We start from the raw sequence: 23,225 nt of genomic DNA, 5'->3' as shown, positions 1-23,225 counted from the left end.
CCGTCGCACGTCCGATATACGAACGGGCCAGCATGGACGACGTACGGCCGTGCGGGTGCCGTGAACCGGCCGGGGGGCTGTCCATGTCCCCCCGGCCGGTTACCCGTTCCTCCGCAGTCCCGGCGCACCTCTTGTCGGGCGGCCCGCCCCGGTGGATTATCGCAACCGTGATACTCACGCGCGGAGCAAGAGTCACCGGTGCCGCCCTGTGTGCTGTGCTCGCGGTGATCGTCGCGGGCTGGCTCGTACGCGATCTCGGATCCGTCGGCGATCCGGCCGAACTGTGGCGGTACTGGGCCGGCTACGCGGAGGCGCGGCCGAAGCTGATGCCGGCCACATCGCCGGTCGACGCGGCGATGCTCGTGGTGTACGTCGTCGCCGGTGTCGCCGCGCTGCGCTCGTCGGTTGCCGCCGCCGCTCTGGCGGCCGCCGGAGTGACCACCCTCGCGCTGCGTGTGCCCGGGCTCTGGAACACGGTCGGCTCCGGGGCGGCCGCCCGATTCCCCGACGAGCTCCGCACCAGGGCCCTGATCTGCACCTTCGTGGCACTCGCGGCCGCGATCGCGCTTCTGGTCACCGCGGGGGCGGGCCGCCGGCCGCCGCGCGACTTCTCCGAGCGGACACCGTCCCGGCCGGGTCGGGGCGCCGCCGCCGTGTCGTTCCTGTTGCTGGGCGCCTCGGCCGCCGTGGTGATCGCCTGGGAGGTCCGCCAGGCCGTCAAGTACCCGTCCCTGTACCCCGACTGGTACGTGGGCGGGGACTCCCTCGCTCTTCCGCTGACCGATCCCCCGCCGGGGTGGAGCAGTGCGGTGGTGGCGTTCCTCTGCCTCTTCGCGGGGATCAGCGCCCTCCCCCGCGCCGCGCACGCCCGGCCGTTCGGCATGACGGCCGCCGCGCTGCTGCTGCCCGGCGGGATCCTCGGGATCGCCCGCACGCTGCACTACGAGATGCTCGGCCACTTCGGACAGCTGCCGACCGAGGGTCAACTCACCGTACTGACCTGGATCTTCGAGACGCTCGCCGCGGTGGTGGTGCTGCTGGCCCTGGCCCGCAGAGGCTTCGCCGACAACAACGCCCCCACCTTCACCGCCCCACAGAACCAGGGCTACGGCTACGGGTACCCGCAGGGCGGCGCTTTCGGCCCTCCGCCGCCCTCCGAGCCCCCACCGGGGTGGTAGGACCCCCGGATCTAACCGCCCAGCCCCAGCGACCGCTTCAGGAAGTCCACCTGCAGCAGGAGCAGATTCTCCGCGACCTGCTCCTGCGGAGTCATGTGCGTCACCCCGCTCAACGGGAGCACCTCGTGCGGCCGCCCGGCCGAGAGCAGCGCCGACGACAGCCGCAGCGAGTGCGCGACCACCACGTTGTCGTCCCCCAGGCCATGGATGATCATCATCGGCCGGACCTGGTCCGCGGCCTCGGACAGCCCCTCGTCGGTGAGGAGCGAGTTGTGCGCGTACACCTCCGGCTGCTCGGCGGGGTCGCCGAGATAGCGCTCGGTGTAGTGGGTGTCGTACAGCCGCAGGTCGGTCACCGGCGCACCCACGACAGCGGCGTGGAACACGTCGGGCCGTCGCAGCACCGCCATCGCCGAAAGATAACCGCCGTACGACCAGCCGCGGATGGCCACCTTGGAGAGATCCAGCGGGAACCGTTCCCGGAGCGCGTGCAACGCCTCCACCTGGTCGTCGAGGGTGAGGGTCAGGTCGTTCTTGACCGCCTTCTCCCAGCCGGGGGAGCGCCCCGGTGTGCCCCGGCCGTCCGCGACGACGACCGCGAAGCCCTGGTCGGCGAACCACTGCGACGTCAGATGCGGATTGTGCGCGGCGAGGACCCGCCGTCCGTGCGGCCCGCCGTACGGATCCATCAGGACCGGAAGGAGGCCGTCCGATTCCTGGTACCCGGTGGGGAGCAGCACGGCGCACGGAATCCGCCGTGCGCCCCCCTCGGTGAGCTGCACGCGGGCCGAGAGGACCGGCTGCTGCGCATGGGAGGCGACCGTGGCGATCTGCTTGCCGTCCCGCAGCACCCGCACCTCGGCGCCGGGCCGCTCCAGCGAGGCAGAGACCAGCACGGTCACCTCGCCCGAGCGGACCGCCGAGTGCACCCCGGGCTCCTCGGAGACCCGTTCCACGCCCAGTTCGTTGACCCGGTACACATGGCTCTCCCCGATCTCCGGCTCGGCCGCGTCCTCGCCCGCCGACGCCGACACCAGGACGTCCGACGCACCGATGTCCAGCACCGCCTGGATCTGCAACTGAGCGCCGGTCAGCGGCCGGTCGCCGACCGCGAGGACCCGCGCCCCGCCCTCGTCCGCGATCCGTACGAGCCGCCCGTCCGGCGCCCACGCGGGCACCCCGGGGAACAGCTCCAGCCACACCGGGTCCTCGTCGGCATGGACCGTCCGCGTCGTGCCGCTCTCCGGGTCCACCGCGAGGAACAGCTGGCTGCGCTGGTCACGGGCCTGCACGAGGATCAGCGGGGCGCCCTGCGACGACCAGCTCACCTGCGCCAGATACGGGTACCGCGCCCGGTCCCACACCACTTCGGTACGGGTGCCGTCGAGGCCCATCACCAGCAGCCGCACCTCCGCGTTGGGCGTCCCCGCCGCCGGGTACGCGACCTCGGCGGGCCGGCGGTCCGGGTGGGCGGGGTCGGCGATCCACCACCGCCGCACCGCACTGTCGTCGACCCGTGCGACCAGCAGCCGGTCCGACTCCGGTGACCACCAGAAGCCGCGCGAGCGCTGCATCTCCTCGGCCGCGACGAACTCCGCCAGACCGTAGGAGACGTGCGGGTCCTCCGGCTCGGCGAGCGCCCGGTCCCCGTCGCCCTCCGCCCCCACCACGCGCAGCGCGCCCTTCGCCACATACGCGACGTGGCGCCCGTCGGGCGACGGCCGCGGGTCGAGCGCCGGGCCCGGCACCGGCAGCGCGCGCGCCGTACCGGCTCGCAACTCGGCGACGTACACCTTCCCGGAGAGCGTGAACGCCGCCAACTCGGCCGCGGTGTCGACCGCGTAGCCGATGATCCCCGCGGACCCCTCGCGGCTCCGCTCGCGCCGCGCCTGCTCCTGCGCCGACAGCCTCTCCGCCGAACCGCCCAGCAGCGCCGCGGGATCGGCGACGACCCGCTCCCGCGGCGCGGTGCCGTCCGCCACGTCCAGGACCCAGAGCCGGTTGGACCGGTCGGTGCCGGAAGCCGACCTCAGAAAGATCACCCGCTCCCCGTCGGGCGAGACGGTGAACGCACGGGGGGCGCCGAGGGTGAACCGCTGTGTCCTGGCGTGCTGACGGGGGAACGAGGGCTTCTGCGAGGTCATAACCCCGAACCCTAGGGCCTGACCGGGGAGATGGAAGTGGAACCGGACATAGCGCCCGACCGTCCGGTCGTGCGCCCCTCGTGCTGCTGTGCCCCGATCAATGCGGTGGCACGGATAGTTATGATCCGTAGCGCTGGGTGGGTATGAACCTGCTGGCTCCGTGGGTGCTGCTCCGACCCGACCCGACCGTACTGATGGAGGTGAACCGCCGTGGCACTCTCGATTTCGGCGGTGGTGCTGCTGGCGATCGTCGTCTTCCTGCTGATCCGGAAATCCGGACTGAAGGGCGGACATGCGGCGGTCTGCATGCTGCTCGGTTTCTATCTCGCCAGTTCGTCCATCGCGCCCAGTATTTCGGAGCTGACCACCAACGTGGCCGGCGTGATCGGAGGCATCAAGTTCTGACGTCGCCCCCTCCGCGGTCGGCCCGCGGGGTGGCCGGCTCGTAGGGTGGGTCCCATGACGGACCTTCCCGCCCGTCGTCTGCTCCTGGTGCACGCGCACCCCGACGACGAGTCGATCAACAACGGCGCCACCATGGCCCTGTACGCGGCGCAGGGCGCCCAGGTCACCCTGGTGACCTGCACGCTCGGCGAGGAGGGCGAGGTCATCCCGCCCGGCCTCGCCCATCTCACAGCCGACCGGGACGACACCCTGGGCGCCCACCGCATCGGCGAACTCGCCGCCGCGATGAAGGAGCTCGGGGTCACCGACCACCGCTTCCTCGGCGGGCCCGGCCGGTTCCGTGACTCCGGGATGATGGGCGCCGAGCAGAACCACCGCCCCGGCGCCTTCTGGAACACGGACGTGGACGACGCCGCCGGGTACCTCGTGGAGGTGATCCGCTCGGTACGCCCGCAGGTCCTCGTCACGTACGACCCCGAGGGCGGCTACGGGCACCCCGACCACATCCAGGCGCACCGCGTCGCGATGCGCGGAGCGGAGCTGGCCGCCGACCCCGCGTACCGTGCCGGGCTCGGCGCCCCGCACACCGTCGAGAAGATCTACTGGAACCGGGTGCCGCGCTCCGTCGCCGAGCAGGCTTTCGCACGGCTGCGCGCCACGGCCCCCGACGCCTTCCCCGGGATCGCCGAGATCGGCGACGTGCCGGGTGTGGTGAACGACACGCGGATCACCGCGGAGGTCGACGGCGCGGCGCACGCGGCGGCCAAGACGGCGGCGATGCGGGCCCACGTCACCCAGATCGCCGTGGACGGTCCGTTCTTCGCCCTCTCGAACGACCTGGGACAGCCCGTCTTCACCACCGAGTACTACGAGTTGGTCCGCGGAACCTCCGGATCGCCCGAGGGTGAACGGGAACACGATCTGTTCGCGGGCGTGGCCGGGGCGGGGGTACGGTCATGAGCGGCGGCAAGCAGCGTCCGCCCCGGACCGGCGCACCGGTCCGGGAACCCGCGCCCACCGGTCTCGCCGCGCCCCTGAACCCCGGCCGGATCGGCGCCTACCTGGGGCTCGCGGTCCTCGGCGGGCTCGTCGGGCTCGCGGGGGCGCTCGTCCAAGCCGCCCTGTTCCCCGGCGGTTTGCTGCTCGCGCTGGCCGCCTGCGCCGGACTGTTCTACGGTGGCCGGCTGCTGATCCGCACCCAGATCGGCGCCCTGGCCCCTGCGGCGGGGTGGCTGATTTCGGTCATCGTCCTGCTCGGTGGCCGTCCGGAGGGCGACTACGTCTTCGGTGACGAGCTGGGTCTCACCCTCTTCATGCTGGGCGGGATGGCTGTCGCTGTGATGTGTGCCACCATGTCGCGGTCGCCTCAACAAGGTGCCGACAACGGCCGACCTGGCAAGTAATGTGCCACGTCCGATCCCGTAATGCCCCCTGTCCGTCCGGGGGGCACACCGGGGTATCCCCCGGTCGCGGGGTGTCTGCCGGCGGCGGCCAGTATGGTGGTTCGCGCGCCGAGCCGTCCCCTGGCCTGCGGCACGGGGGAAGTACGGGCGGCGGAGCCAATCGGGAGAACCTGCTTTGAGTCGTGAAACTGACAGTTCGTCCTCCGGGCCCCAGGGGCGCGGGGGAGCCGCGTACCCCTCGGGTACGCCGCCGTACGGATCACGCCAGTATCCGTCGTTGCACCCGCAGGACGCCCCGGAGGAGTCTCCGGAGCCTGCGGATGCGCCTCAGTCCGAAGAGCCGAGGACCGAGACGACGCTGACGACGCGTATCCGGATCAACATCCCCGGCTCGCGTCCCATCCCGCCGGTCGTCATGCGTACGCCGATGAGCGACGTGGACGCGGACGCCTCGCGCGAGCGCACGGGCAGTACTCCGCGCCCGGGTTCCGTGTCCGGCGACGGGGCGGGCGGACCGGCCGCGGAGCCGCGGGACGGGTCGGCGGCCGCCGACCCCGCAGCCGAGAAGCCGGCCAGGGAGAAGAGCGGCAGCGACTGGTTCGCTCCGCGCAAGGCCCCGACGAGCACGTCGGTGGCCGACGGCGCGGGCAGCCCGGCCGGTGGCGCCGGAGCGGGCGCGGACGGATCCGCCGTGCCCGGCGGCTCCGGTGCGCCCACGCCGCCGCGTACCGATCTGCCGTACTTCGCGGACGGCCCGCAGCGCTCGGGCGGCCAGGGGGCACCCCGCCCCGGCGGTGGAGCCGACGAGTTCGGCGGCCCGCGCGCCACCCCGAACCTCGGCGTGCGCACACCCGGCCCGTCCGGGGCCACCACCGGCCCGGTCACCGGCAATTCGTCCCTGACCCCGAACCCGGGCGGTGCGGACGGATCAGGCCGCCCCGGCGCCGACCCGTCCCGGTCCGGTCGCCCCTCCGCTCCTGGTGCCCCCGGCGGGGTACCTCCGCGGATGAGCGACGACACGGCCGTCCTGACGCCGCAGTTCGCCGCGCCGGGCCCCGGTGCCGGTGGCCATGTCTCCGGGGACACGCTCAACAGCGGTATCCCCGTCGTCCCGCCGGAGCACCGTTCGCCGTCCTCCCCGTCGCCCTTCGCGAACGCGGGCGGTCCGGACGGCGCGGCACCCCGCTTCCCGGCCGGCCCGATGGGCACCGGACCCGCGGGAGCGGTCGGCCCCATGGGCACCGGACCGGCAGGGCCCGGTGGCGTCACCGCCCAGGTACCCGGCCCGGCCCCGGCCGCCGTCCGGCCCGCCGCGGCCCCCGTGAAGAAGAAGGGCCGTTCGAAGCTGGTCCTCCTCTGTGCGGGCCTCGTCGGACTGGCCGGTGTCGCGTACGGCGCCGGACTGCTGATGAACCACTCCGAGGTCCCCAAGGGCACCACGGTCCTCGGCGTCGACATCGGCGGCGGCACGAAGGAAGAGGCCGTCGCCAAGCTGGACGCGGCCCTCGGTGAGCGCGCCAAGGCCCCGCTTCAGCTGTCCGTCGACGGGAAGAGCGCCAAGCTCGCCCCGGAGAAGGCCGGTCTCGTGCTCGACAGCGCGGAGACCGTGCGCGGCGCCGCGGGCAGCGACTACAACCCGGTCTCGGTGATCGGCTCCCTCTTCGGCGCGGAGCGCCAGGCCGATCCGGTGATCCCGGTCGACGAGGAGAAGCTCGGGGTCGCGCTGACCGATCTGGCGGGCGCCTCCGGCTCCGCCAACGACGGCACGATCAAGTTCTTGCCGGGCAAGGCCGTTGAGGTCCCCGGCAAGGCCGGCAAGGCACTGGACGTCAACCAGTCCATGATCTCGGTGCGGGACGCGTACCGAACCCAGGTGCAGACGGGCCGGGCGGCCACCGTCCAACTGCCTGTCACCGTCCGCAAGCCCACCATCGGCCAGGCCGAACTCGACCGGGCGATGAAGGACTTCGCGACGCCCGCGATGTCCGACCTGGTCACGATCAAGGCCGGTGCCAAGAAGATCCAGTTCGGACCGGCGAAGTCGCTGCCGCAGATCCTCTCCATGAAGCCCGTCGACGGCCGGCTGGTCGAGGTCTACAACAAGACGGCGATCGACACCCTCTGTGACGGCGTCTTCGACGGCATCATGATCACCAAGGGCGACGGTACGAAGCACCAGCTCAGCGCGGACGACGTGGCGCACGCCATGCAGACGGCACTGCTCGGCACCACCCCCGCCGAACGCACCGCCACCATCGCCCTCGACGGCAACGGATAGCACGCACCGAGTGACGTATCCCGGTGACGCCGCCCCCATCCCGGGGGCGGCGTCACGCGTAGGACATGACATCTGTCATCCCCGATTCACGACCAGCGGCCCTGCCGGGCGGGCGCCCCCCTCCGACAAGCTGGACGCATGACAACGACAGCCACCGAAGCCACCACCACGCAAGCAGCCGTGGTCAGCTTCGATCAGGTCAGCAAGGCGTACGGAGAAGTACGCGCGGTCGACGCGCTCACCCTCGACCTGCATCCCGGAGAGACCGTCGCGCTCCTCGGCCCCAACGGCGCCGGCAAGTCCTCCACCCTCGACCTGCTCCTCGGCCTGCGTACCGCCGACTCCGGCACGGTCCGGCTCTTCGGCACCACCCCGCAGCAGGCGATCGCCAAGGGCCGGGTCGGCGCGATGCTGCAGACCGGCGGCCTGATGGAGGACGTCACGGTCGGGGAGATCGTCCGGCTCGTCTGTGATCTGCACCCCCGTCCGTACCCGGTCGACGAGGTGCTCGCCCGCGCGGGCGTCACGTCGATCGCCGACCGGATGGTCAACAAGCTCTCCGGCGGCCAGGAGCAGCGCGTTCGGTTCGCGCTCGCCACCGCCGGCGCCAACGACCTCATCGTTCTCGACGAGCCGACCACCGGCATGGACGTCACCGCCCGCCAGGCGTTCTGGGCCACCATGCGCGAGCAGGCCGAGCAGGGCCGCACCGTCCTGTTCGCCACCCACTACCTCGAGGAGGCCGACGCGATCGCCGACCGCGTCCTCGTCCTCCACAAGGGCCGGCTCCTCGCCGACGGAACCGCGGCCGAGATCAAGGCGAAGGCCGGAGCGCGCCGGATCTCCTTCGAGCTGGAGGGCGAGATCGACGAAGCCGCCCTGCGCGGCCTGCCGTTCCTCTCCGTGCTCGACATCAGCGGCAACCGGGTACGCATCCAGTCGCACAACGCCGACGCGACCGTCCACGCGGTCTACGGGCTCGGCCTCTACCCGCGCGCCCTCGAAGTCGCCGGACTCGGCCTGGAGCAGGCCTTCGTCGCCATCACCGAGGCCGAGGAGGCCAGGACCGCATGAACACCCTCATCAGGCTCGAAGTGACCCGCACCCTGCGGAACAAGAAGTTCATGTTCTTCTCGATCATCTATCCGTCGTTCATCTACCTGCTGATCTCCGGCACCCAGAACACCACCGACAAGGTCCCGCACACCGATCTGACCCTGCAGGCGTTCTTCATGGTCTCGATGGCGTCCTTCGGTGCGCTGACCGCCGTCCTGATGGGCAACAGCGAGCGCATCGCCAAGGAGCGCGAGAAGGGCTGGGTCCGCCAGCTCCGCCTGACCGCGCTGCCCAGCCGCGGCTATGTCCTGGCGAAGATCGCCAGCGCCGCGGTGATCACTCTGCCGTGCATCGTGGTCGTGTTCCTGGTCGCCGCCGTCGTCAAGCACGTACGGATGGACACCTGGCAGTGGTTCGCGCTGATCGGGGTCATCTGGGCCGGCTCCCTGGTCTTCGCCGCGCTCGGGGTCGCCATCGGTTACCTCGCCAGCGGTGACGCGGTCCGGCCGATCACCATGATCATCTACTTCGGGCTGTCGATCCTGGGAGGTCTGTGGATGCCGAGCGCGACCTTCCCGCAGTGGCTCCAGAACATCTCCGAGTGGCTCCCCACCCACGCGTACGCCGGCCTCGGCCAGGCCGTCGAGATGGGCGGCTCGCCGCACGCCAAGGACGTCGCGATCCTCTGCGCCTACTTCGTGATCTTCGCGGGCGGCGCGGCCTGGCTCTACCGGAAGGACACTCTGAAGGCGTGAACGACGACGAGACGTTCGTGGGCATCGGACGCCCGCCGGCCAACCGCCGCCAGGTGGGCATCAAGCTGCTCTGGATCGGCATCTGGCTCGCGTTCATGAGCGCCCCGGTCAAGGACCTCATCGACGGGACCCACGCCCCGTGGGCCACCGCGCTGGGCGCCCTGGCGCTGGCGGCCTTCGTCGGGACGTACTCGGTCCTCGTCTTCCGGCAGACGTCGAAGGCGCCGGCCCGCTACCGGGTCGGCGTGACCGTCGCCCTGCTCGGCGCCCTGGCCGTCGTCCTCTCCCTGACGCTGGGCACCCCGTGGCTGGTCCTGTTCGTCTACGTCTGCGTCACGGTCGGCGCCACCCTGCCCCTGCGGACCGCCGGCTGGCTGATCCCTGTCTTCACCGCCGTTCTCGTCGCCATCGGCCTGACCGCCGACCACCCCCGCGAGATCGTCCCCGCCCTCGTCGTCCCCGCGCTGCTCGGCGGGTTCGCGATGTCCGGCGTACAGCAGATGATCCGTACCACCGTCGAGCTGCGCGAGGCCCGGGCCACCGTCGCCCAGCTCGCCGCCAACGAGGAGCGGCTGCGGCTCGCCCGGGACCTGCACGACCTGCTCGGCCACTCGCTCTCCCTGATCACGCTCAAGAGCGAGCTGGCCGGGCGGATGCTGCCCGGCCACCCCGACCAGGCGGCGCTCCAGGTCGCCGACATCGAACAGGTCAGCCGGCAGGCCCTGGTGGACGTACGCAGCGCGGTCAGCGGCTACCGGAGGCCCACGCTCCCCGGCGAGCTGGCCGGAGCCCGCACCGCACTCGCCGCCGCGGGCGTGGCCGCCGACGTCCCGGCCGACGCCCCCGACGATCTCCCCGAGAAGGCCGAGGAGGTCCTGGCCTGGGCCCTGCGGGAGGCCGTCACCAACGTCGTACGCCACAGCGGCGCCCGCCGTTGCACGGTCACCCTCACCCCCCGTCAGACCCTCGGCGGCAGGCTCCTCGAACTCACCGTGGCGGACGACGGCCGCGGCGGATCGGGCGTGAAGCCGGGCAACGGCCTCACCGGCATCACCGAACGTCTCGCCACCGTCGGCGGCACGCTGACCACCCGTCCCACCGACCCCGGTTCCGGTAAAGGCTTCACCCTCACCCTCGGCGTTCCCTCGGATCGGACCTAGGATCCGGGGAATGAGCCCGATCAGACTCCTCCTCGCCGAGGACCAGTCCATGGTGCGCGAGGCCCTCGCGGCGCTGCTCGGCCTGGAACCCGACATCGAGGTGGTGGCGCAGGTCGCACGCGGTGACGAGGTCGTGGCCGCGGCACGCGAACACGCCGTCGACGTCGCGCTGCTCGACATCGAGATGCCCGGCATGACCGGCATCGAGGCGGCAGGGCTGCTCCGCCGCGAACTCCCCGCCGTGAAGGTCGTCGTCGTCACGACCTTCGGACGCCCGGGCTATCTGCGCCGGGCCATGGAGTCGGGAGCGGCCGCGTTCCTGGTGAAGGACGCCCCGGCGTCCCAGCTCGCGGCGGCGGTCAGGAAGGTGCTCGCCGGAGAACGCGTCATCGACCCGACCCTGGCGGCGGCCGCGCTGGCCGACGGCGCCAGTCCGCTGACCGAACGCGAGCGCGACGTGCTGCGCACGGCGGCCGGCGGCTCCACCAACGCGGAGATCGCCACGGTCCTTCATCTCTCCCAGGGCACGGTGCGCAACTACCTCTCCATGGCGATCCAGAAGATGGCGGCCCGGAACAGGGCGGAAGCGGTGCGGATCGCCAGCGAGAAGGGCTGGCTGTAGCGGAACGGACGGACCCGGCGCGGCCCGGCCAGGGCCCTGCGCTCTCCGCCCCGCCCGGTGAAGAGCCGCCCGCGCTCCGGTTTCCGTCGACGGCGGGGCCGTCGGGATCCCGGCACGTCGGGATCCCGACGACGCGCCTGCCGTCATGTCGGCGGGGCGCGGGCGGGGACCGTGCGGTGGGTTCAGTTGCTCTTCACCCCGTCGAGATGGGCGAACACCACCACGTTGTCCTCGTAGTCCTTGGCCTTCCTGTCGTAGGTGCCTCCGCACGTGATCAGGCGGAGCTGTGCGGTCGTGGTGTCGGCGTACACCCGCTTGTTGGGGAAGCGCGCCTTGCTGAACTTCTCGACGGAGTCGACCTTGAACTCGGCGATGGTGCCGTCCGCCCGGGTGATGTCGACCGTCGAACCGGGCTTCAGGAACTGGAGCTGCAGGAACACCGCCGGGCCGGTCTTCGTGTCGACATGGCCCGCGACGATCGCCGAGCCGCGCTCACCGGGCGTCGCTCCGTCCTTGAACCAGCCGACCAGGTTCTTGTCATTGGGGGGAGGGGCGTCGAGCTGCCCGGTGGGGCCGATGGCCAGCGACGTGAAGGGGGCGTCGACGGCGATGGTGGGGATACGGATCCGCTTCGGCTGGGACCGGGGCATGGCCGGCCCCTGCAGGGGGACGGAGGGCGACGGGGCAGCGGACGTGGCGGGAGCGCCGGGAAGGGCGGGCGCGCCGACATCGGGCCCGGGGAGGGCGGGCTCGCCGACATCGGGCCCGGGAAGGGCGGGCGCGAGCACCGCGGGAGTGGTGGTCGGCTTGTTGTCCTCCGACGCGCCGAACGAGTTGTAGATCAGAAGCATGCCCAGCCCCGCCGCTGCTGCGGGCCAGAGCAGGGCGCGAAGGGGGCCCTGGCCCGGCCGGGAGGGGGTTGGATCGGACGACTGCGGGGCGGCCATGGGAGCGTGCCTTTCTTCTGTTCTTCCGTGTGGCAGGGGTCGGTCGGTGGATCGATCGGTCAGCGGAACCGGGGAAACGCAGCCGCCGCGACCGCTGCCCCTCAGGGACAGCGACCGCGACAGCTGCGCGACCCGCCGGCGGTTCAGTCGGTTCAGGCCACCGCTCCGCCCATGGCCTGACGGCGGCGCATCTTGTACGCACCGACGCCGAGCCCACCGATGAGCAGCGCCGAACCGGCGGCCAGGCTGTTACCGGTCATCGCCATTCCGCCGCCACCGGTGTGCACGCCACCGCGGGGCTTGTCGCCGCCCTTGTCGCCGTAGCCGCCGCCGTAGCCGCCGCCGTCGTCGCCGTAGCCACCGTCGTCGTCGCCGCCGTAGCCACCCTCGCCGCCGTAGCCACCCTCGTCGCCGTAGCTGCCGCCGCCGTCGCCGCCGTAGCCGCCCTTGCCGCCCTTCTTCTCGTCGTCCTTGCCGGGCTGCCACTCCTTGGCCACGCTCATCGCCATGGCGCCGCCGCCGGTGTGCACGCCACCGTGCGGCCGGTGACCCTTGCCGCCGTGGCCGCCGCCGTAGCCGCCGCCGTCGTCGCCGTAGCCGCCGTCGTCGTCGCCGCCGTAGCCACCGTAGCCACCGTCGTCGCCGTAGCTGCCGCCGTCGTCGCCGCCGTAGCCGCCCTTGCCGCCCTTCTTCTCGTCGTCCTTGCCGGGCTGCCACTCCTTGGCCACGACCATGGCCATGGCGCCGCCGCCGGTGTGCACGCCACCGTGCGGCTTGCCACCGTGGTGGCCGTGGCGGCCCTCGTGACCCTTGCTTCCGTGGTCACCCTTGCCTGACTTCTCGTGACCCCTGTCGCCACGGTCGTTGCCGTGGGAGTCGTTCTGGCCGACCACCGTCATGGCCATGGCGCCGCCGCCGGTGTGGACGCCACCGTGCGGCCGGTGACCCTTGCCGCCGTGGCCGCCGCCGTAGCCGCCGCCGTCGTCGTCGCCGTAGCCGCCGTCGTCGTCCCCGTAGTCGTCTCCGTAGCCGCCGTCGTCGCCACGGTCGTAGCCGCTGTCGCCACGGTCGGACTTCCCACCGTGGTCGCCGCTGCTGGAGGAGCCGCCGCCCCAGTCCGCCACGGACATGGCGTAGGCGGCAGGGGTGGTGATGGCGAGGACCGCGGTGATCGCGGCTGAAGCGAACAAGGTGCGGGCAGAGCGCATCTGAACACATCCCTTTCGGCGCGACTGCGGCGAGTGACTGGCTGCCGACTCAAGGTGACGCAGTGGCCTCGTGATCCACCGTCAATGCGAATGCCGTTCCGCGCCATCGGGGAGCCGCGCATCAGGGGTACGGTGTGCGCCCTTCGGGTGGCGAACGGCCGTTTATCACCCGTTGGACTGCACCCCTCGGCGTACCGAGGTTTGAATTCGCCGGTCACCCGTTCGCTGACGGCGCCTCATGGTGATGGACCGTCCGGTGGGACGTCGAAGAGCGAGACCTGATTGCCCGAACTCACCTCTAAAAACGGCGAGTTGGTATGGCGGTGGGAGATTGTGGGCTCCGTCGGATTCCGGGGTGCTTCCCCCGGTGTCACCCGGAAAGACCTACCGCGATCGGCACGAGGAGTGCGAACAGATGACCTCAGGCAGCGTTCCGCCCGCACCCGCCCACGACTCGTCAGCCGGACCGGCTCCGGCACCCAGGGTCCGGGTGGCGGCGTACGTGATCCGGCGCCGAGCCACCCCCGAACTGCTCGTCTTCGACCATGCCGGTGCGCCGGAGGCGGGCACCCAGGTCCCGGCAGGCGGCGTCCGCCCCGGGGAGGGGTTCGTCGAGGCCGTGCTCCGGGAAGTGGCCGAGGAAACCGGACTGACCGATGCCGCCGTGGTCCGCCGGATCGCCCTGGACGACAGCCCGCACCCCACGACCGGACGGCCCCGCCGCACCACGTTCTTCCACCTGGAGGCCGGGCACGGGGCCCCGGACGCCTGGACGCACACCGTCCGGGGTGAGGGCGACGACAACGGCATGGAGTTCGCCTGCCGCTTCGTTCCGCTGCCGCTCGCCGGGCCGCTGGCGGACGGTCAGGACATCTGGATCTCCCGGATGGATCTCCGGTCATAAACGAGTTGTCCGTCGGACCGGCCGTCTGCTGTAATCCCGGGTCAGCTGATCACCCATCAATTCAGGAGACGGTCATGCGCGGAACTCACGTGTTCGTTCGGACGGGAATTGCCACCGATCTTGAGGACATGAAGCTTCGTGCACACATTGAACCTGGGAATTCTGGCGCATGTCGACGCCGGTAAGACAAGCCTGACCGAGCGGTTGCTCCACACCGCCGGAGTCATCGACGAGATCGGCAGCGTCGACGACGGGAACACCCGGACCGACTCCCTGGCGCTGGAACGGCAGCGCGGCATCACCATCAAGTCCGCCGTCGTCTCGTTCACCATCGAGGACATCACGGTCAATCTGATCGACACCCCCGGTCACCCGGACTTCATCGCCGAGGTGGAAAGGGTGTTGAGCGTGCTCGACGGTGCGGTGCTGGTCGTCTCCGCCGTGGAGGGCGTCCAGGCTCAGACCCGCGTGCTGATGCGGACCCTGCAACGGCTGCGCATTCCGACACTCGTCTTCGTGAACAAGATCGACCGTGGTGGTGCGCAGGACACGTCCACCCTGCGGGCCCTCTCGGAGAAGCTGACCCCGGCAGTCGTCGCGATGGGGTCGGTCGACGGGCTGGGGACGCGCGGCGCCCGCTGCGTGCCGTACGCGGAATCCGACCCCGGCTTCACCACCCGGCTCACCGAGTTGCTCGCCGACCGCGACGACGCGCTCCTCGCCGCCTACGTCGACGGCGGCGCACCACTCCCGTACCACAGGCTCCGCGAGGCACTGGTCGCGCAGACCGGGCAGGCGCTCGTGCATCCGGTGTTCTTCGGGTCGGCCGTCACCGGGGCCGGTGTGGACGCCCTGATCGGCGGAATCGGAGAACTGCTGCCCACCGCCGGGGGCGATGCCGACGGGCCGGTATCGGGCACGGTGTTCAAGGTCGAGCGCGGTGCGGGCGGCGAGAAGATCGCGTACGTCCGGATGTTCTCGGGGACGGTGCGTACCCGGGACCGGCTGCCGTTCGGCTGCGATCACACGCGCGGCGAAGGCAAGGTCACCGCTGTCGGTGTCTTCGACCACGGGGCGGCGGTCGGCGCCGCGTCGGTCGGTGCGGGCCGGATCGGGAAGCTGTGGGGGCTCGGTGACATCCGGATCGGCGACGCGGTCGGCGCGACGGACGGCGTCACGGCCGAGCATTTCTTCGCGCCGCCGACGCTGGAATCCGTCGTGGTGCCCAGCCCTCCGGCCGGCCGGGGCGAATTGCATTTCGCGCTCTCACAACTTGCCGAGCAGGACCCGCTCATCAATCTGCGTCAGGACGACATCCGGAAGGAGGTGTCCGTTTCGCTCTACGGTGAGGTGCAGAAGGAAGTCATCCAGGCGACCCTGGCACAGGAATTCGGTATCGACGTCACGTTCCGGCAGACCACGACCATCTGTCTGGAGCGGCCGGCCGGCACCGGATGCGCTTTCGAGGTGGGGGACAAGGACCCCAATCCTTTTCTGGCGACGATCGGTCTGCGCGTCGATCCCGCCCCCATCGGCAGCGGAGTCGCCTACCGGATCGAGGTGGAACTCGGGTCGATGCCGTTCTCGCTGATGAGGGCGGTCGAGGAAACGGTCGGTGAGACGCTACGGCAGGGAATTCACGGCTGGCCGGTCACCGACTGCGTGGTCACGCTGACCCACTCCGGTTACTGGCCCCGGCAGAGTCATTCCCATGCCGTGTTCGACAAGTCGATGTCGAGTACGGCCGGGGACTTCCGCAATCTGACGCCGCTGGTCCTGATGACCGCTCTGAAGCGGGCCGGGACCACGGTGTACGAGCCGATGCACCGGTTCCGTCTGGAGCTCCCGGCGGACACGCTCGGCCCCACCCTGCCCGTACTCGCACGGCTGCGGGCCGTGCCGCGGGCACCGTCCGTGCAGGGCGCGTCAGGCGTACTGGAGGGCGAGATTCCGGCCGCGCGGGTCCACGAGCTGCAACAGCAGCTCCCGGCACTCACCCGCGGCGAGGGGGTCCTGGAGACCGGATTCGACTCCTACCGGGCCGTCGTCGGCCCCGTCCCGGCACGTCCGCGCACAGACCACAACCCGCTCAACCGCAAGGAGTACCTGCTGCACACGGTGCGGCGGATCACTGGGTGAGGGAACGTGTGGTGGCACTCGCCCAATGGGCTGAGTAAGGCTCGGTCGGGCGATAGGCCGGTTGCGTAAGCCGTGGCGGCTGGTGGCGTGACGACCCGACGGGTAATGGGCACACACCCTCGCGCCTACCGAATTTATTGTCATCTTATGTTCCTATGAGTCCGCATTTGGGGAACGGTGAGTGACCATTCATCACCGTCCGATGAACCTCCTGCGGTCTCCCGCTCCAGCGGACCCGGTGGCTCAGGTGGACGTTCGTCCACCTGAGAAGCACTGGCTACGGGTCGGCAGCCGCAATCCCACCTCGACATAGGAAGGCCACCTTCAATGGCTGTGGCTGCCACTCCGTCTGCTTTCCCGGAAGACGGGCGCAAGCAAGTCCGACGCAGGCGTATCTGGCGCAGGGCGACTTTCGCCGTGCTGTCCGGTGTGACTCTGCTGAGCACGACCACGTTCCTCGCCACCGCCGCGTATGCGGCGGACGCTCCGGTGGGGCTGGGGACCGACATCAGTTACGCCGTGCTGGCCGGCTCAACGGTCACCAACACAGTCACGCCCACCATCATCAACGGAGACCTCGGGCTCAGCCCGGGGACTTCGGTGACGAACTTCCCGCCCGGTATCGTCAACGGCGTTCAGAACGTAGCCAACGCTCCCGCTCTCCAAGCGAAGAACGACCTGGTCACTGCCTACAACGACGCGGCCGGCCGGGCTCCGACCGCGAGTGTGGCGGGCGACCTCACCGGACTGACGCTCTTCCCCGGCGTCTACAACTCCACAAGCTCACTGGGCCTCACCGGGACCCTGACCCTCGACGCGCAGGGGGACCCGGACGCCGTCTTCATCTTCCAGATGGCATCGACCCTGATCACGGGTTCGGCCAGCAACGTCAGCCTCGTCAACGGGGCTCAGGCGTGCAACGTGTTCTGGCAGGTGGGAAGCTCCGCCACGATCGGGACCAACTCCTTCTTCAAGGGCAGCATCCTGGCCCTGGAGTCCATCGCGGTACAGACCGGCACGGCGATCGAGGGCCGGGCCCTGGCGCGTAATGGCGCGGTCACCCTGGACAACAACACCATCACCAGGGCGTCCTGCATCGCCGGACCGACCGGGCCCACGGGCCCGACGGGTGGTACCGGGCCCACGGGTCCGACGGGTGGTACAGGTCCGACGGGTGGCACGGGTCCGACGGGTGGCACGGGTCCGACGGGTGGCACGGGTCCGACGGGTGGTACAGGTCCGACGGGTGGCACGGGTCCGACGGGTGGCACGGGTCCGACGGGTGGCACGGGTCCGACGGGTGGTACAGGTCCGACGGGTGGCACGGGTCCGACCGGTGGTACCGGGGCTACTGGGGCGACAGGACCGGCTGGACCCGCGGGACCGGCTGGACCGGCTGGACCGGCTGGACCGGCAGGACCGGCAGGACCGGCTGGACCGACGGGACCTGCTGGTGGTGGCGGGCACGGTGGCGGTGGCCACGGTGGCGGCGGGCACGGTGGCGGTGGCCACGGTGGCGGTGGCCACGGTGGCGGTGGCCACGGTGGTGGCGGGCACGGTGGCGGTGGCCACGGTGGTGGCGGCCACGGTGGTGGTGGTGAGTACGGCGGCGGCCACGGTGGTGGCGGCGAATACGGTGGCGGTGGCCACGGTGGTGGCGGCGAATACGGTGGTGGCGGCCACGGTGGTGGCGGCGAATACGGTGGCGGTGCCGGTCATGGTGGCGGTGGTAGCCAAGGCGGTGGTGGCGGCGCCGGTCACGGCGGTGAGTACGGCGGTGGCGGTGCCGGTCACGGTGGTGGCGGCAGCCAAGGCGGTGGTGGCGGCGCCGGTCACGGCGGTGAGTACGGCGGTGGCGGTGGTAGCCAAGGCGGTGGTGGCGGCGCCGGTCACGGCGGTGAGTACGGCGGTGGGGGTGCCGGTCACGGTGGCGGTGGCAGCCAAGGTGGCGGCGGTGGTGCCGGTCACGGTGGCGGTGGCAGCCAAGGCGGCGGCGGTGGTGCCGGTCACGGCGGTGAGTACGGCGGTGGCGGTGGCAGCCACGCTGGCGGTGGTAGCCAAGGCGGTGGCGGTGGTGCCGGTCACGGCGGTGAGTACGGCGGTGGCGGTGGCAGCCACGGTGGCGGCGGTGCCGACTACGGCAGTGGCGAGCACGGCCGTGGCAGTGTCGGTCAAGGTGGTTCCAACCATGGCGAATACATGGGTCCCCACCTCGCCGACACGGGGTCCACGGCTGAACTGGCCGCCATGGCAGGTACGGCGCTTGCGCTCACCCTCGGCGGCTCCGCCATCATCGTCCTGAAGAGGCGCCGTTCACGGTCCACCAACTAGGCAGGTACAGGTAGTCCTGCTGTCCACGATCGAATCGGTCGCAACCGCCTCCGTGCGCGTTGTCGGCCGATTCGGTCGTTGTGGACTGCCGGGCAATGCTCCGGACACCGCGGCCCGGAGCGGTGCAGCGCAGCCGCCCCGCCCTGAGCGTTCGAGACGGGCGAACCGGTCCGTCAGGGGATCGCGAGCCTGACCCGTTCCGTCACGACCGCCAGGTCCTCCTCGATCGCGGCAGCCGCCGAGAGCAGCGCGGGCAGCACCGCGCGCCGCACATCGTCCGGTGTGCCGCGGCTGGCGTGGGTGGAGACGTTCACGGCGGCGACCACCCGGCCGGTGCGGTCGTGCACCGGCACCGCGATCGACCGCAGGCCCTCCTCCAGCTCCTGGTCCACCAGGGCGTGGCCGTCACGCCGGGCCCGCGCCACGGCCTCGGCGAGAGCGGCGGCGTCGACCAGGGTGAACGGCGTCAGCGGCCGGACCGGGGCGCGTTCCAGCCGCTCGTCCGCCTCCTGCCCGGGCAGACCGGCCAGCAGCACCCGGCCCATGGAGGTGGCGTACGCCGGGAAGCGGGTGCCGACCGTGATGTTGACGCTCATGATGCGCACGGTGTGCACCCGGGCGACGTACACGATGTCGTCGTCGGCCAGGACCGCGACGGACGCCGAGTCGTGCACCTTCTCGACGAGCCGGGCCAGATGGGGCTGCGCCTCGAAGGTGGTGGGTTTTCGGGCGCGTACGGGCACGCCGCTCCGCGGGTCGGGGCAGGGTGGGGCGTACCGGGCGGAGCGCGGGCATGCTCCGTACGGCGCCGAGGGCGAAGAAGACAAGGAAGGCGGAGAAGGAGCGAGAAGATGACGGCGGTGAGGGCGCAGCCGGCCCGCGTGCCGCGTGCGGATGCGCCGCGTGCGGGCACACCGGACGGCCCAGGCGGCGATCCGCTCCGGGCGCATCAGGTCTGCGGGGAAGGGTGGGCGAGATGGCGTGCGGACGTGATCGCGACGGCCGTCAGCGCCCCGGGCATCAGGCCGCACCCGGCGGCCGGGGCCGGGTCCGGCGGCGCGCTGCGGCCGGGGCGGAGCTCAGTTCAGCAGCGCCCGCGCCGCCCGCGCCCGCCCCTTGATCATCTCCGCGGCCGCCGGTTCCACCGTCCGCACCAGCTCCGCGTACTCCTCCATCTCCGCAGCCCCGCGCAGAAACTCCCCGCTCTGTACGAGCAGCTGCGCCCGCTCGTACCGCAGCCGCGCCGGATGCGAGGGCAGCAGCAGCGACAGGTCCACCGCCCACAGCGCCACCCGCGTGCACTCGGGCCGGGCCGCCGCCCATGCCCTGACGTTGTTCAGGATCCGCAGCACGATCTCCAGCGGCCGGGCCGGGACCAGCATCGACGGCTCCAGCGGCGCCCCGGTGGCCCCCGTCACCAGCAGCTCCGCGTCCTGCCCTGTCATCGGACGGCCACCGGCGAACGGGTCGGCCAGCACCCGTTCCGCCGGATCTCCGAACCCGACGACGAAATGACCCGGCAGCGCCACTCCGTACACCGGGGCTCCCGCGCGCCGCGCCACCTCGATCCACACCACCGACAGCAGGATCGGCAGCCCGCGACGGCGCCGCAGCACCTCGTGCAGGAGCGACGAATGCAGGCGCTCGTAATCCGTCGACGAGCCCTCGAACCCCAGCCGCTCACCGAGCAGTTCGGCCAGCGCCGAAGCCCAGGCGGGTCCGCCGCGCACCCCGTACGGGAGCAGCCCGGCCAGCCGGTCCAGTTCGATCTGTGCCGCGTCGATCCCGTCGGTGTCCAGCGCGGGATCGGCCTCCGCGGCCAGCAGGAGGCAGAGCAGCGCCAGGTCGGGCCGCTCGGCGCGTGCCTCCTCGGCGAACTGCCGTCGGAGCTCGTCCCGCTCGGGGTCCGGTCGGTTCATGGGCGACATGCCGTTGCCTCCGCTAGACGGACCGGAAGTGGTGGTAGAGGTGATGGGTCACGAACCCCATCCGGTCGTACAGCGCACGTGCGCCCTCATTGTCCGCCTCCACCTGCAGCCACGCCGCCGACGCCCCCTCGTCGAGCGCCTGCCGGGCCAGGGCGGCCATGACCGCCGTGGCGAGTCCCCGCCGCCGGTGTCCGGGGCCGACCTCGACGGCCATGAAGCCCACCCAGCGCCCGTCCACCACGCACCGCCCGATCGCGGCGGGCGCGTCGCCCTCCGCATCACCCGGAACGGACGCGAACCACACCGAGGGGCCGCTGCCCAGCACCTTCCGTACGTGCGGCCCCGGGGTGTCGAAGCGGTGGTACCGGGACAGCCACGCCTCGTCGGTCCCGCGGCTCAGCCGCACCTGCGAGACGTCGGCGTCCAGGTCGCCGATCGGGGCCAGCGCCGCGATCCGCACCTCCGCCGTCACCTCTCGGTGCCACCCGTGCCGCTCCAGCTCCGCGCACAGCTCCTCCTGCGCACCCTCGGCGCCGGTCGCGGTCTGGATGTACGCGGGCAGACCTCGGTCCCCGTACCACCGCTCGACCCGCGCGAGCGCCTCGTCGAGGGGCACCCCCGGAGCTCCGAGAGGCAGTACGGAGTTGGCGCGCCGGGTGAACCCCTGCGCGGCGCGCAGCGTCCAGTCGCCGAGCGGTTCGCTCTCCACCGGCTGCCAGGCGCGGGCGCAGACGGGGGCGAGCTCGGCAAAGGTGGCGGCCGGGCCCCTGCGGCGGGCCGGCGCGGAAGGGACGACCTTGGCGGCCACCAGTGAGGATTCCGCGATATGGACGGATTCCCCGCTCCTGGGTGTGACCGACAGCACATCGTCGTTCCATGATGTGAGAACACCGACCGTGTCGGTGAATTTCGGGCCCGCCGCGCCGTCCTCCGAAAGACGCCGGACTGATACCCGTTTGCCCACGTCAGCGGGTGTAATTCGGACCTCGGCCCGTCCGCCGATGGTGAATTCCACAGCTCTCTCCGCCCCTCATGTTCGGTTCGTGCCCGGGAACGGAGATACTAGGTGCGGGCATCGACGACGCCGCGCTCCCGCGCGAGAGCCAACGCCCTACCGAGGAGGAACGACAGCGTGACCTACGTCATCGCGCAGCCTTGTGTCGACGTGAAGGACAAGGCCTGCATCGAAGAGTGCCCCGTCGACTGCATCTACGAGGGCCAGCGGTCCTTGTACATCCACCCGGACGAATGCGTCGACTGTGGAGCCTGTGAGCCGGTATGCCCGGTCGAGGCGATCTTCTACGAGGACGACACCCCGGAGGAGTGGAAGGACTACTACAAGGCGAACGTCGAGTTCTTCGACGACCTCGGGTCGCCCGGTGGTGCCTCCAAGCTGGGCCTGATCGAGCGCGACCACGCGTTCATCGCAGCACTGCCGCCGCAGAACCAGTAAGCAGCGGCCAGCACGTGCGCCGCCCCGGTCCCGTACGGCTCGTCACCGTGCGGGACCGAGGTGTTTCCCGGGCCGGGCCGGCGGTGGCTGCCGTCGGCGCCGTACCACCCGAACCACCCTCGTAACCCCTGTACGAGAAAGCAGAGACCCGTGTCCGCAGCACTCTCCTCCCGTCTCCCGGACTTCCCCTGGGACAAGCTCGCGCCCTACAAGTCGACCGCTGCGGCCCACCCGGACGGCATCGTCGACCTGTCCGTCGGGACCCCCGTCGACCCGGTGCCCGAACTGATCCGGCGTGCGCTCGTCGCCGCCGCGGACAGCCCCGGTTACCCGACGGTGTGGGGGACCGCCGAACTCCGGGACGCGCTCACCGGCTGGGTGGAGCGACGCCTCGGAGCGGTCTCCGTGGCGCACGAGAACGTGCTCCCGGTGGTCGGCTCCAAGGAGCTCGTGGCCTGGCTGCCGACCCAGCTCGGCCTCGGCCCGGGCGACAAGGTGGCGTACCCGCGGCTCGCCTACCCGACGTACGAGGTGGGCGCCCGGCTCTGCGGCGCCGAGCCCGTCGTCTACGACGACCCGACCGAGCTCGACCCGGCCGGACTCAAGCTGCTCTGGCTCAACTCGCCGTCCAACCCGACCGGCCGCGTCCTGTCCAAGGAGGAGCTGACCCGGATCGTCGCCTGGGCGCGCGAGCACGACGTGCTGGTCTTCAGCGACGAGTGCTACCTGGAGCTGGGCTGGGAGGCCGAACCGGTCTCCGTGCTCCACTCCGAGGTCTGCGGCGGTACGTACGAGGGCATCGTCGCCGTCCACTCGCTCTCCAAGCGCTCCAACCTCGCGGGGTACCGGGCCGCCTTCATCGCGGGCGACGCGGACGTCCTCGGCGAGCTGCTGCTGATCCGCAAGCACGGCGGCATGATGACGCCCGCCCCGGTCCAGGCGGCCACCGTCGCGGCGCTCGGTGACGACACGCACGTCGCCGAGCAGCGGACCCGGTACGCGGACCGCCGCACGGCCCTGCGGGCGGCGCTGGAGGCCCACGGCTTCCGGATCGAGCACAGCGAGGCCAGCCTCTACCTGTGGGCGACGCGCGACGAACCGTGCTGGGACACCGTCGCGTACCTCGCCGAGCTCGGCATCCTGGTGGCGCCGGGCGACTTCTACGGGCCGGCGGGCGACCGCTTCGTACGGGTGGCGCTCACGGCGACGGACGAGCGTGTGGACTCCGCGGTCAAGCGACTGTCCTGACCCGCACACGAACCGCGCGAGGGCCTCGGGAGTAGGCACTCCCGTGGCCCTCGCGCAGGTGTGGGA

General features: G+C 71.5%; 20 protein-coding genes and 1 pseudogene. 15 read left to right on the top strand and 6 right to left on the bottom strand.

Annotated elements, in window-relative coordinates:
* Positions 1-167 precede the first annotated feature (167 nt).
* On the top strand, positions 168-1,178 hold the full coding sequence (locus ACFVXE_RS18680) for a hypothetical protein (RefSeq protein ID WP_389672251.1): 1,011 nt from the start codon (positions 168-170) through the stop codon (positions 1,176-1,178).
* Positions 1,179-1,189: 11 nt separating this feature from the next.
* On the opposite strand, the gene ACFVXE_RS18675 is transcribed toward ACFVXE_RS18680, so the two are convergent.
* Positions 1,190-3,322, bottom strand: coding sequence for an alpha/beta fold hydrolase (locus ACFVXE_RS18675; RefSeq protein ID WP_389672250.1), 2,133 nt, complete (start codon positions 3,320-3,322; stop codon positions 1,190-1,192).
* A 210-nt stretch (positions 3,323-3,532) separates the two neighbouring features.
* Between ACFVXE_RS18675 and ACFVXE_RS18670 the strand changes: the two genes are divergently transcribed.
* The 8 genes from ACFVXE_RS18670 to ACFVXE_RS18635 all read left to right on the top strand — a co-directional run bounded on the left by ACFVXE_RS18670 (position 3,533) and on the right by ACFVXE_RS18635 (position 11,001).
* Positions 3,533-3,727, top strand: a complete 195-nt coding sequence (locus ACFVXE_RS18670) for a hypothetical protein (RefSeq protein ID WP_389672248.1) — start codon at positions 3,533-3,535, stop codon at positions 3,725-3,727.
* Between the two features lie 54 nt (positions 3,728-3,781).
* Positions 3,782-4,687, top strand: coding sequence for an N-acetyl-1-D-myo-inositol-2-amino-2-deoxy-alpha-D-glucopyranoside deacetylase (gene mshB, locus ACFVXE_RS18665; protein ID WP_389672246.1), 906 nt, complete (start codon positions 3,782-3,784; stop codon positions 4,685-4,687).
* A complete protein-coding gene (locus ACFVXE_RS18660; RefSeq protein WP_389672245.1) occupies positions 4,684-5,130 on the top strand; it encodes a DUF6113 family protein in 447 nt (148 codons plus the stop codon). Before mshB ends, ACFVXE_RS18660 begins: the two co-directional genes overlap by 4 nt.
* A 175-nt stretch (positions 5,131-5,305) precedes the next feature.
* Positions 5,306-7,408 (top strand): hypothetical protein, encoded by a 2,103-nt coding sequence (locus tag ACFVXE_RS18655; protein ID WP_389672244.1) that lies wholly within the window; start codon positions 5,306-5,308, stop codon positions 7,406-7,408.
* Positions 7,409-7,546: 138 nt separating this feature from the next.
* Entirely contained in the window at positions 7,547-8,482 is a 936-nt protein-coding gene (locus ACFVXE_RS18650) for an ABC transporter ATP-binding protein (protein WP_389672242.1), read from the top strand.
* Positions 8,479-9,219, top strand: coding sequence for an ABC transporter permease (locus tag ACFVXE_RS18645; RefSeq protein WP_389672240.1), 741 nt, complete (start codon positions 8,479-8,481; stop codon positions 9,217-9,219). Before ACFVXE_RS18650 ends, ACFVXE_RS18645 begins: the two co-directional genes overlap by 4 nt.
* Positions 9,216-10,379: a sensor histidine kinase gene (locus ACFVXE_RS18640; RefSeq protein WP_389672239.1), complete on the top strand. Its 1,164-nt coding sequence runs from the start codon at positions 9,216-9,218 to the stop codon at positions 10,377-10,379. The genes ACFVXE_RS18645 and ACFVXE_RS18640 overlap by 4 nt, the downstream gene beginning before the upstream one ends.
* A gap of 10 nt (positions 10,380-10,389) precedes the next feature.
* Positions 10,390-11,001, top strand: coding sequence for a response regulator (locus ACFVXE_RS18635; protein ID WP_389672237.1), 612 nt, complete (start codon positions 10,390-10,392; stop codon positions 10,999-11,001).
* A 182-nt stretch (positions 11,002-11,183) separates the two neighbouring features.
* Here ACFVXE_RS18635 and ACFVXE_RS18630 read toward each other — a convergent pair whose 3' ends face one another.
* Both ACFVXE_RS18630 and ACFVXE_RS18625 read right to left on the bottom strand, forming a co-directional pair.
* A complete protein-coding gene (locus ACFVXE_RS18630) occupies positions 11,184-11,948 on the bottom strand; it encodes a class F sortase (protein WP_389672235.1) in 765 nt (254 codons plus the stop codon).
* Between the two features lie 152 nt (positions 11,949-12,100).
* A complete protein-coding gene (locus ACFVXE_RS18625) occupies positions 12,101-13,156 on the bottom strand; it encodes a hypothetical protein (protein WP_389672233.1) in 1,056 nt (351 codons plus the stop codon).
* A gap of 415 nt (positions 13,157-13,571) precedes the next feature.
* On the opposite strand from ACFVXE_RS18625, the gene ACFVXE_RS18620 reads away from it, so the two are divergent.
* The 4 genes and pseudogenes from ACFVXE_RS18620 (at position 13,572) to ACFVXE_RS18605 (ending at position 18,501) form a co-directional block, all read left to right on the top strand.
* A complete protein-coding gene (locus tag ACFVXE_RS18620; protein ID WP_389672232.1) occupies positions 13,572-14,060 on the top strand; it encodes an NUDIX domain-containing protein in 489 nt (162 codons plus the stop codon).
* Between the two features lie 138 nt (positions 14,061-14,198).
* Complete coding sequence (locus ACFVXE_RS18615; RefSeq protein WP_389672230.1) at positions 14,199-16,199, top strand: GTP-binding protein; 2,001 nt, start codon at positions 14,199-14,201, stop codon at positions 16,197-16,199.
* 327 nt (positions 16,200-16,526) lie between these two features.
* Positions 16,527-17,222 (top strand): annotated as a pseudogene (locus tag ACFVXE_RS18610) (ice-binding family protein); the annotation flags it as partial.
* A 295-nt stretch (positions 17,223-17,517) separates the two neighbouring features.
* Positions 17,518-18,501, top strand: a complete 984-nt coding sequence (locus ACFVXE_RS18605) for a hypothetical protein (protein ID WP_389672354.1) — start codon at positions 17,518-17,520, stop codon at positions 18,499-18,501.
* Positions 18,502-18,703: 202 nt separating this feature from the next.
* Here ACFVXE_RS18605 and ACFVXE_RS18600 read toward each other — a convergent pair whose 3' ends face one another.
* The 3 genes from ACFVXE_RS18600 to ACFVXE_RS18590 form a co-directional block, all read right to left on the bottom strand.
* Entirely contained in the window at positions 18,704-19,273 is a 570-nt protein-coding gene (locus ACFVXE_RS18600; RefSeq protein WP_389672228.1) for an IclR family transcriptional regulator C-terminal domain-containing protein, read from the bottom strand.
* Between the two features lie 336 nt (positions 19,274-19,609).
* On the bottom strand, positions 19,610-20,449 hold the full coding sequence (locus ACFVXE_RS18595) for a tetratricopeptide repeat protein (RefSeq protein ID WP_389672227.1): 840 nt from the start codon (positions 20,447-20,449) through the stop codon (positions 19,610-19,612).
* 22 nt (positions 20,450-20,471) lie between these two features.
* Positions 20,472-21,473 carry a GNAT family N-acetyltransferase gene (locus ACFVXE_RS18590; protein ID WP_389672226.1) on the bottom strand — a complete coding sequence of 334 codons (1,002 nt, stop codon included), beginning with the start codon at positions 21,471-21,473 and terminating at the stop codon, positions 20,472-20,474.
* Between the two features lie 117 nt (positions 21,474-21,590).
* On the opposite strand from ACFVXE_RS18590, the gene fdxA reads away from it, so the two are divergent.
* Both fdxA and dapC read left to right on the top strand, forming a co-directional pair.
* Positions 21,591-21,911: a ferredoxin gene (fdxA, locus tag ACFVXE_RS18585; RefSeq protein WP_018956287.1), complete on the top strand. Its 321-nt coding sequence runs from the start codon at positions 21,591-21,593 to the stop codon at positions 21,909-21,911.
* 150 nt (positions 21,912-22,061) lie between these two features.
* On the top strand, positions 22,062-23,159 hold the full coding sequence (gene dapC, locus ACFVXE_RS18580; RefSeq protein ID WP_389672225.1) for a succinyldiaminopimelate transaminase: 1,098 nt from the start codon (positions 22,062-22,064) through the stop codon (positions 23,157-23,159).
* The last annotated feature ends 66 nt before the right edge of the window (positions 23,160-23,225 follow it).

Origin of the sequence: Streptomyces sp. NPDC058231, assembly GCF_042882275.1 — a bacterium.
Lineage (GTDB): Bacteria > Actinomycetota > Actinomycetes > Streptomycetales > Streptomycetaceae > Streptomyces.
This window is presented reverse-complemented; position numbering and strand designations above follow the sequence as displayed.

Coding starts and splice junctions, on each gene's coding strand:
- ACFVXE_RS18675 (WP_389672250.1), bottom strand. CDS start 3,322: ATGACCTCGCAGAAGCCCTCGTTCCCCCGTCAGCACGCCAGGACACAG.
- mshB (WP_389672246.1), top strand. CDS start 3,782: ATGACGGACCTTCCCGCCCGTCGTCTGCTCCTGGTGCACGCGCACCCC.
- ACFVXE_RS18660 (WP_389672245.1), top strand. CDS start 4,684: ATGAGCGGCGGCAAGCAGCGTCCGCCCCGGACCGGCGCACCGGTCCGG.
- ACFVXE_RS18650 (WP_389672242.1), top strand. CDS start 7,547: ATGACAACGACAGCCACCGAAGCCACCACCACGCAAGCAGCCGTGGTC.
- ACFVXE_RS18645 (WP_389672240.1), top strand. CDS start 8,479: ATGAACACCCTCATCAGGCTCGAAGTGACCCGCACCCTGCGGAACAAG.
- ACFVXE_RS18635 (WP_389672237.1), top strand. CDS start 10,390: ATGAGCCCGATCAGACTCCTCCTCGCCGAGGACCAGTCCATGGTGCGC.
- ACFVXE_RS18630 (WP_389672235.1), bottom strand. CDS start 11,948: ATGGCCGCCCCGCAGTCGTCCGATCCAACCCCCTCCCGGCCGGGCCAG.
- ACFVXE_RS18625 (WP_389672233.1), bottom strand. CDS start 13,156: ATGCGCTCTGCCCGCACCTTGTTCGCTTCAGCCGCGATCACCGCGGTC.
- ACFVXE_RS18620 (WP_389672232.1), top strand. CDS start 13,572: ATGACCTCAGGCAGCGTTCCGCCCGCACCCGCCCACGACTCGTCAGCC.
- ACFVXE_RS18595 (WP_389672227.1), bottom strand. CDS start 20,449: ATGAACCGACCGGACCCCGAGCGGGACGAGCTCCGACGGCAGTTCGCC.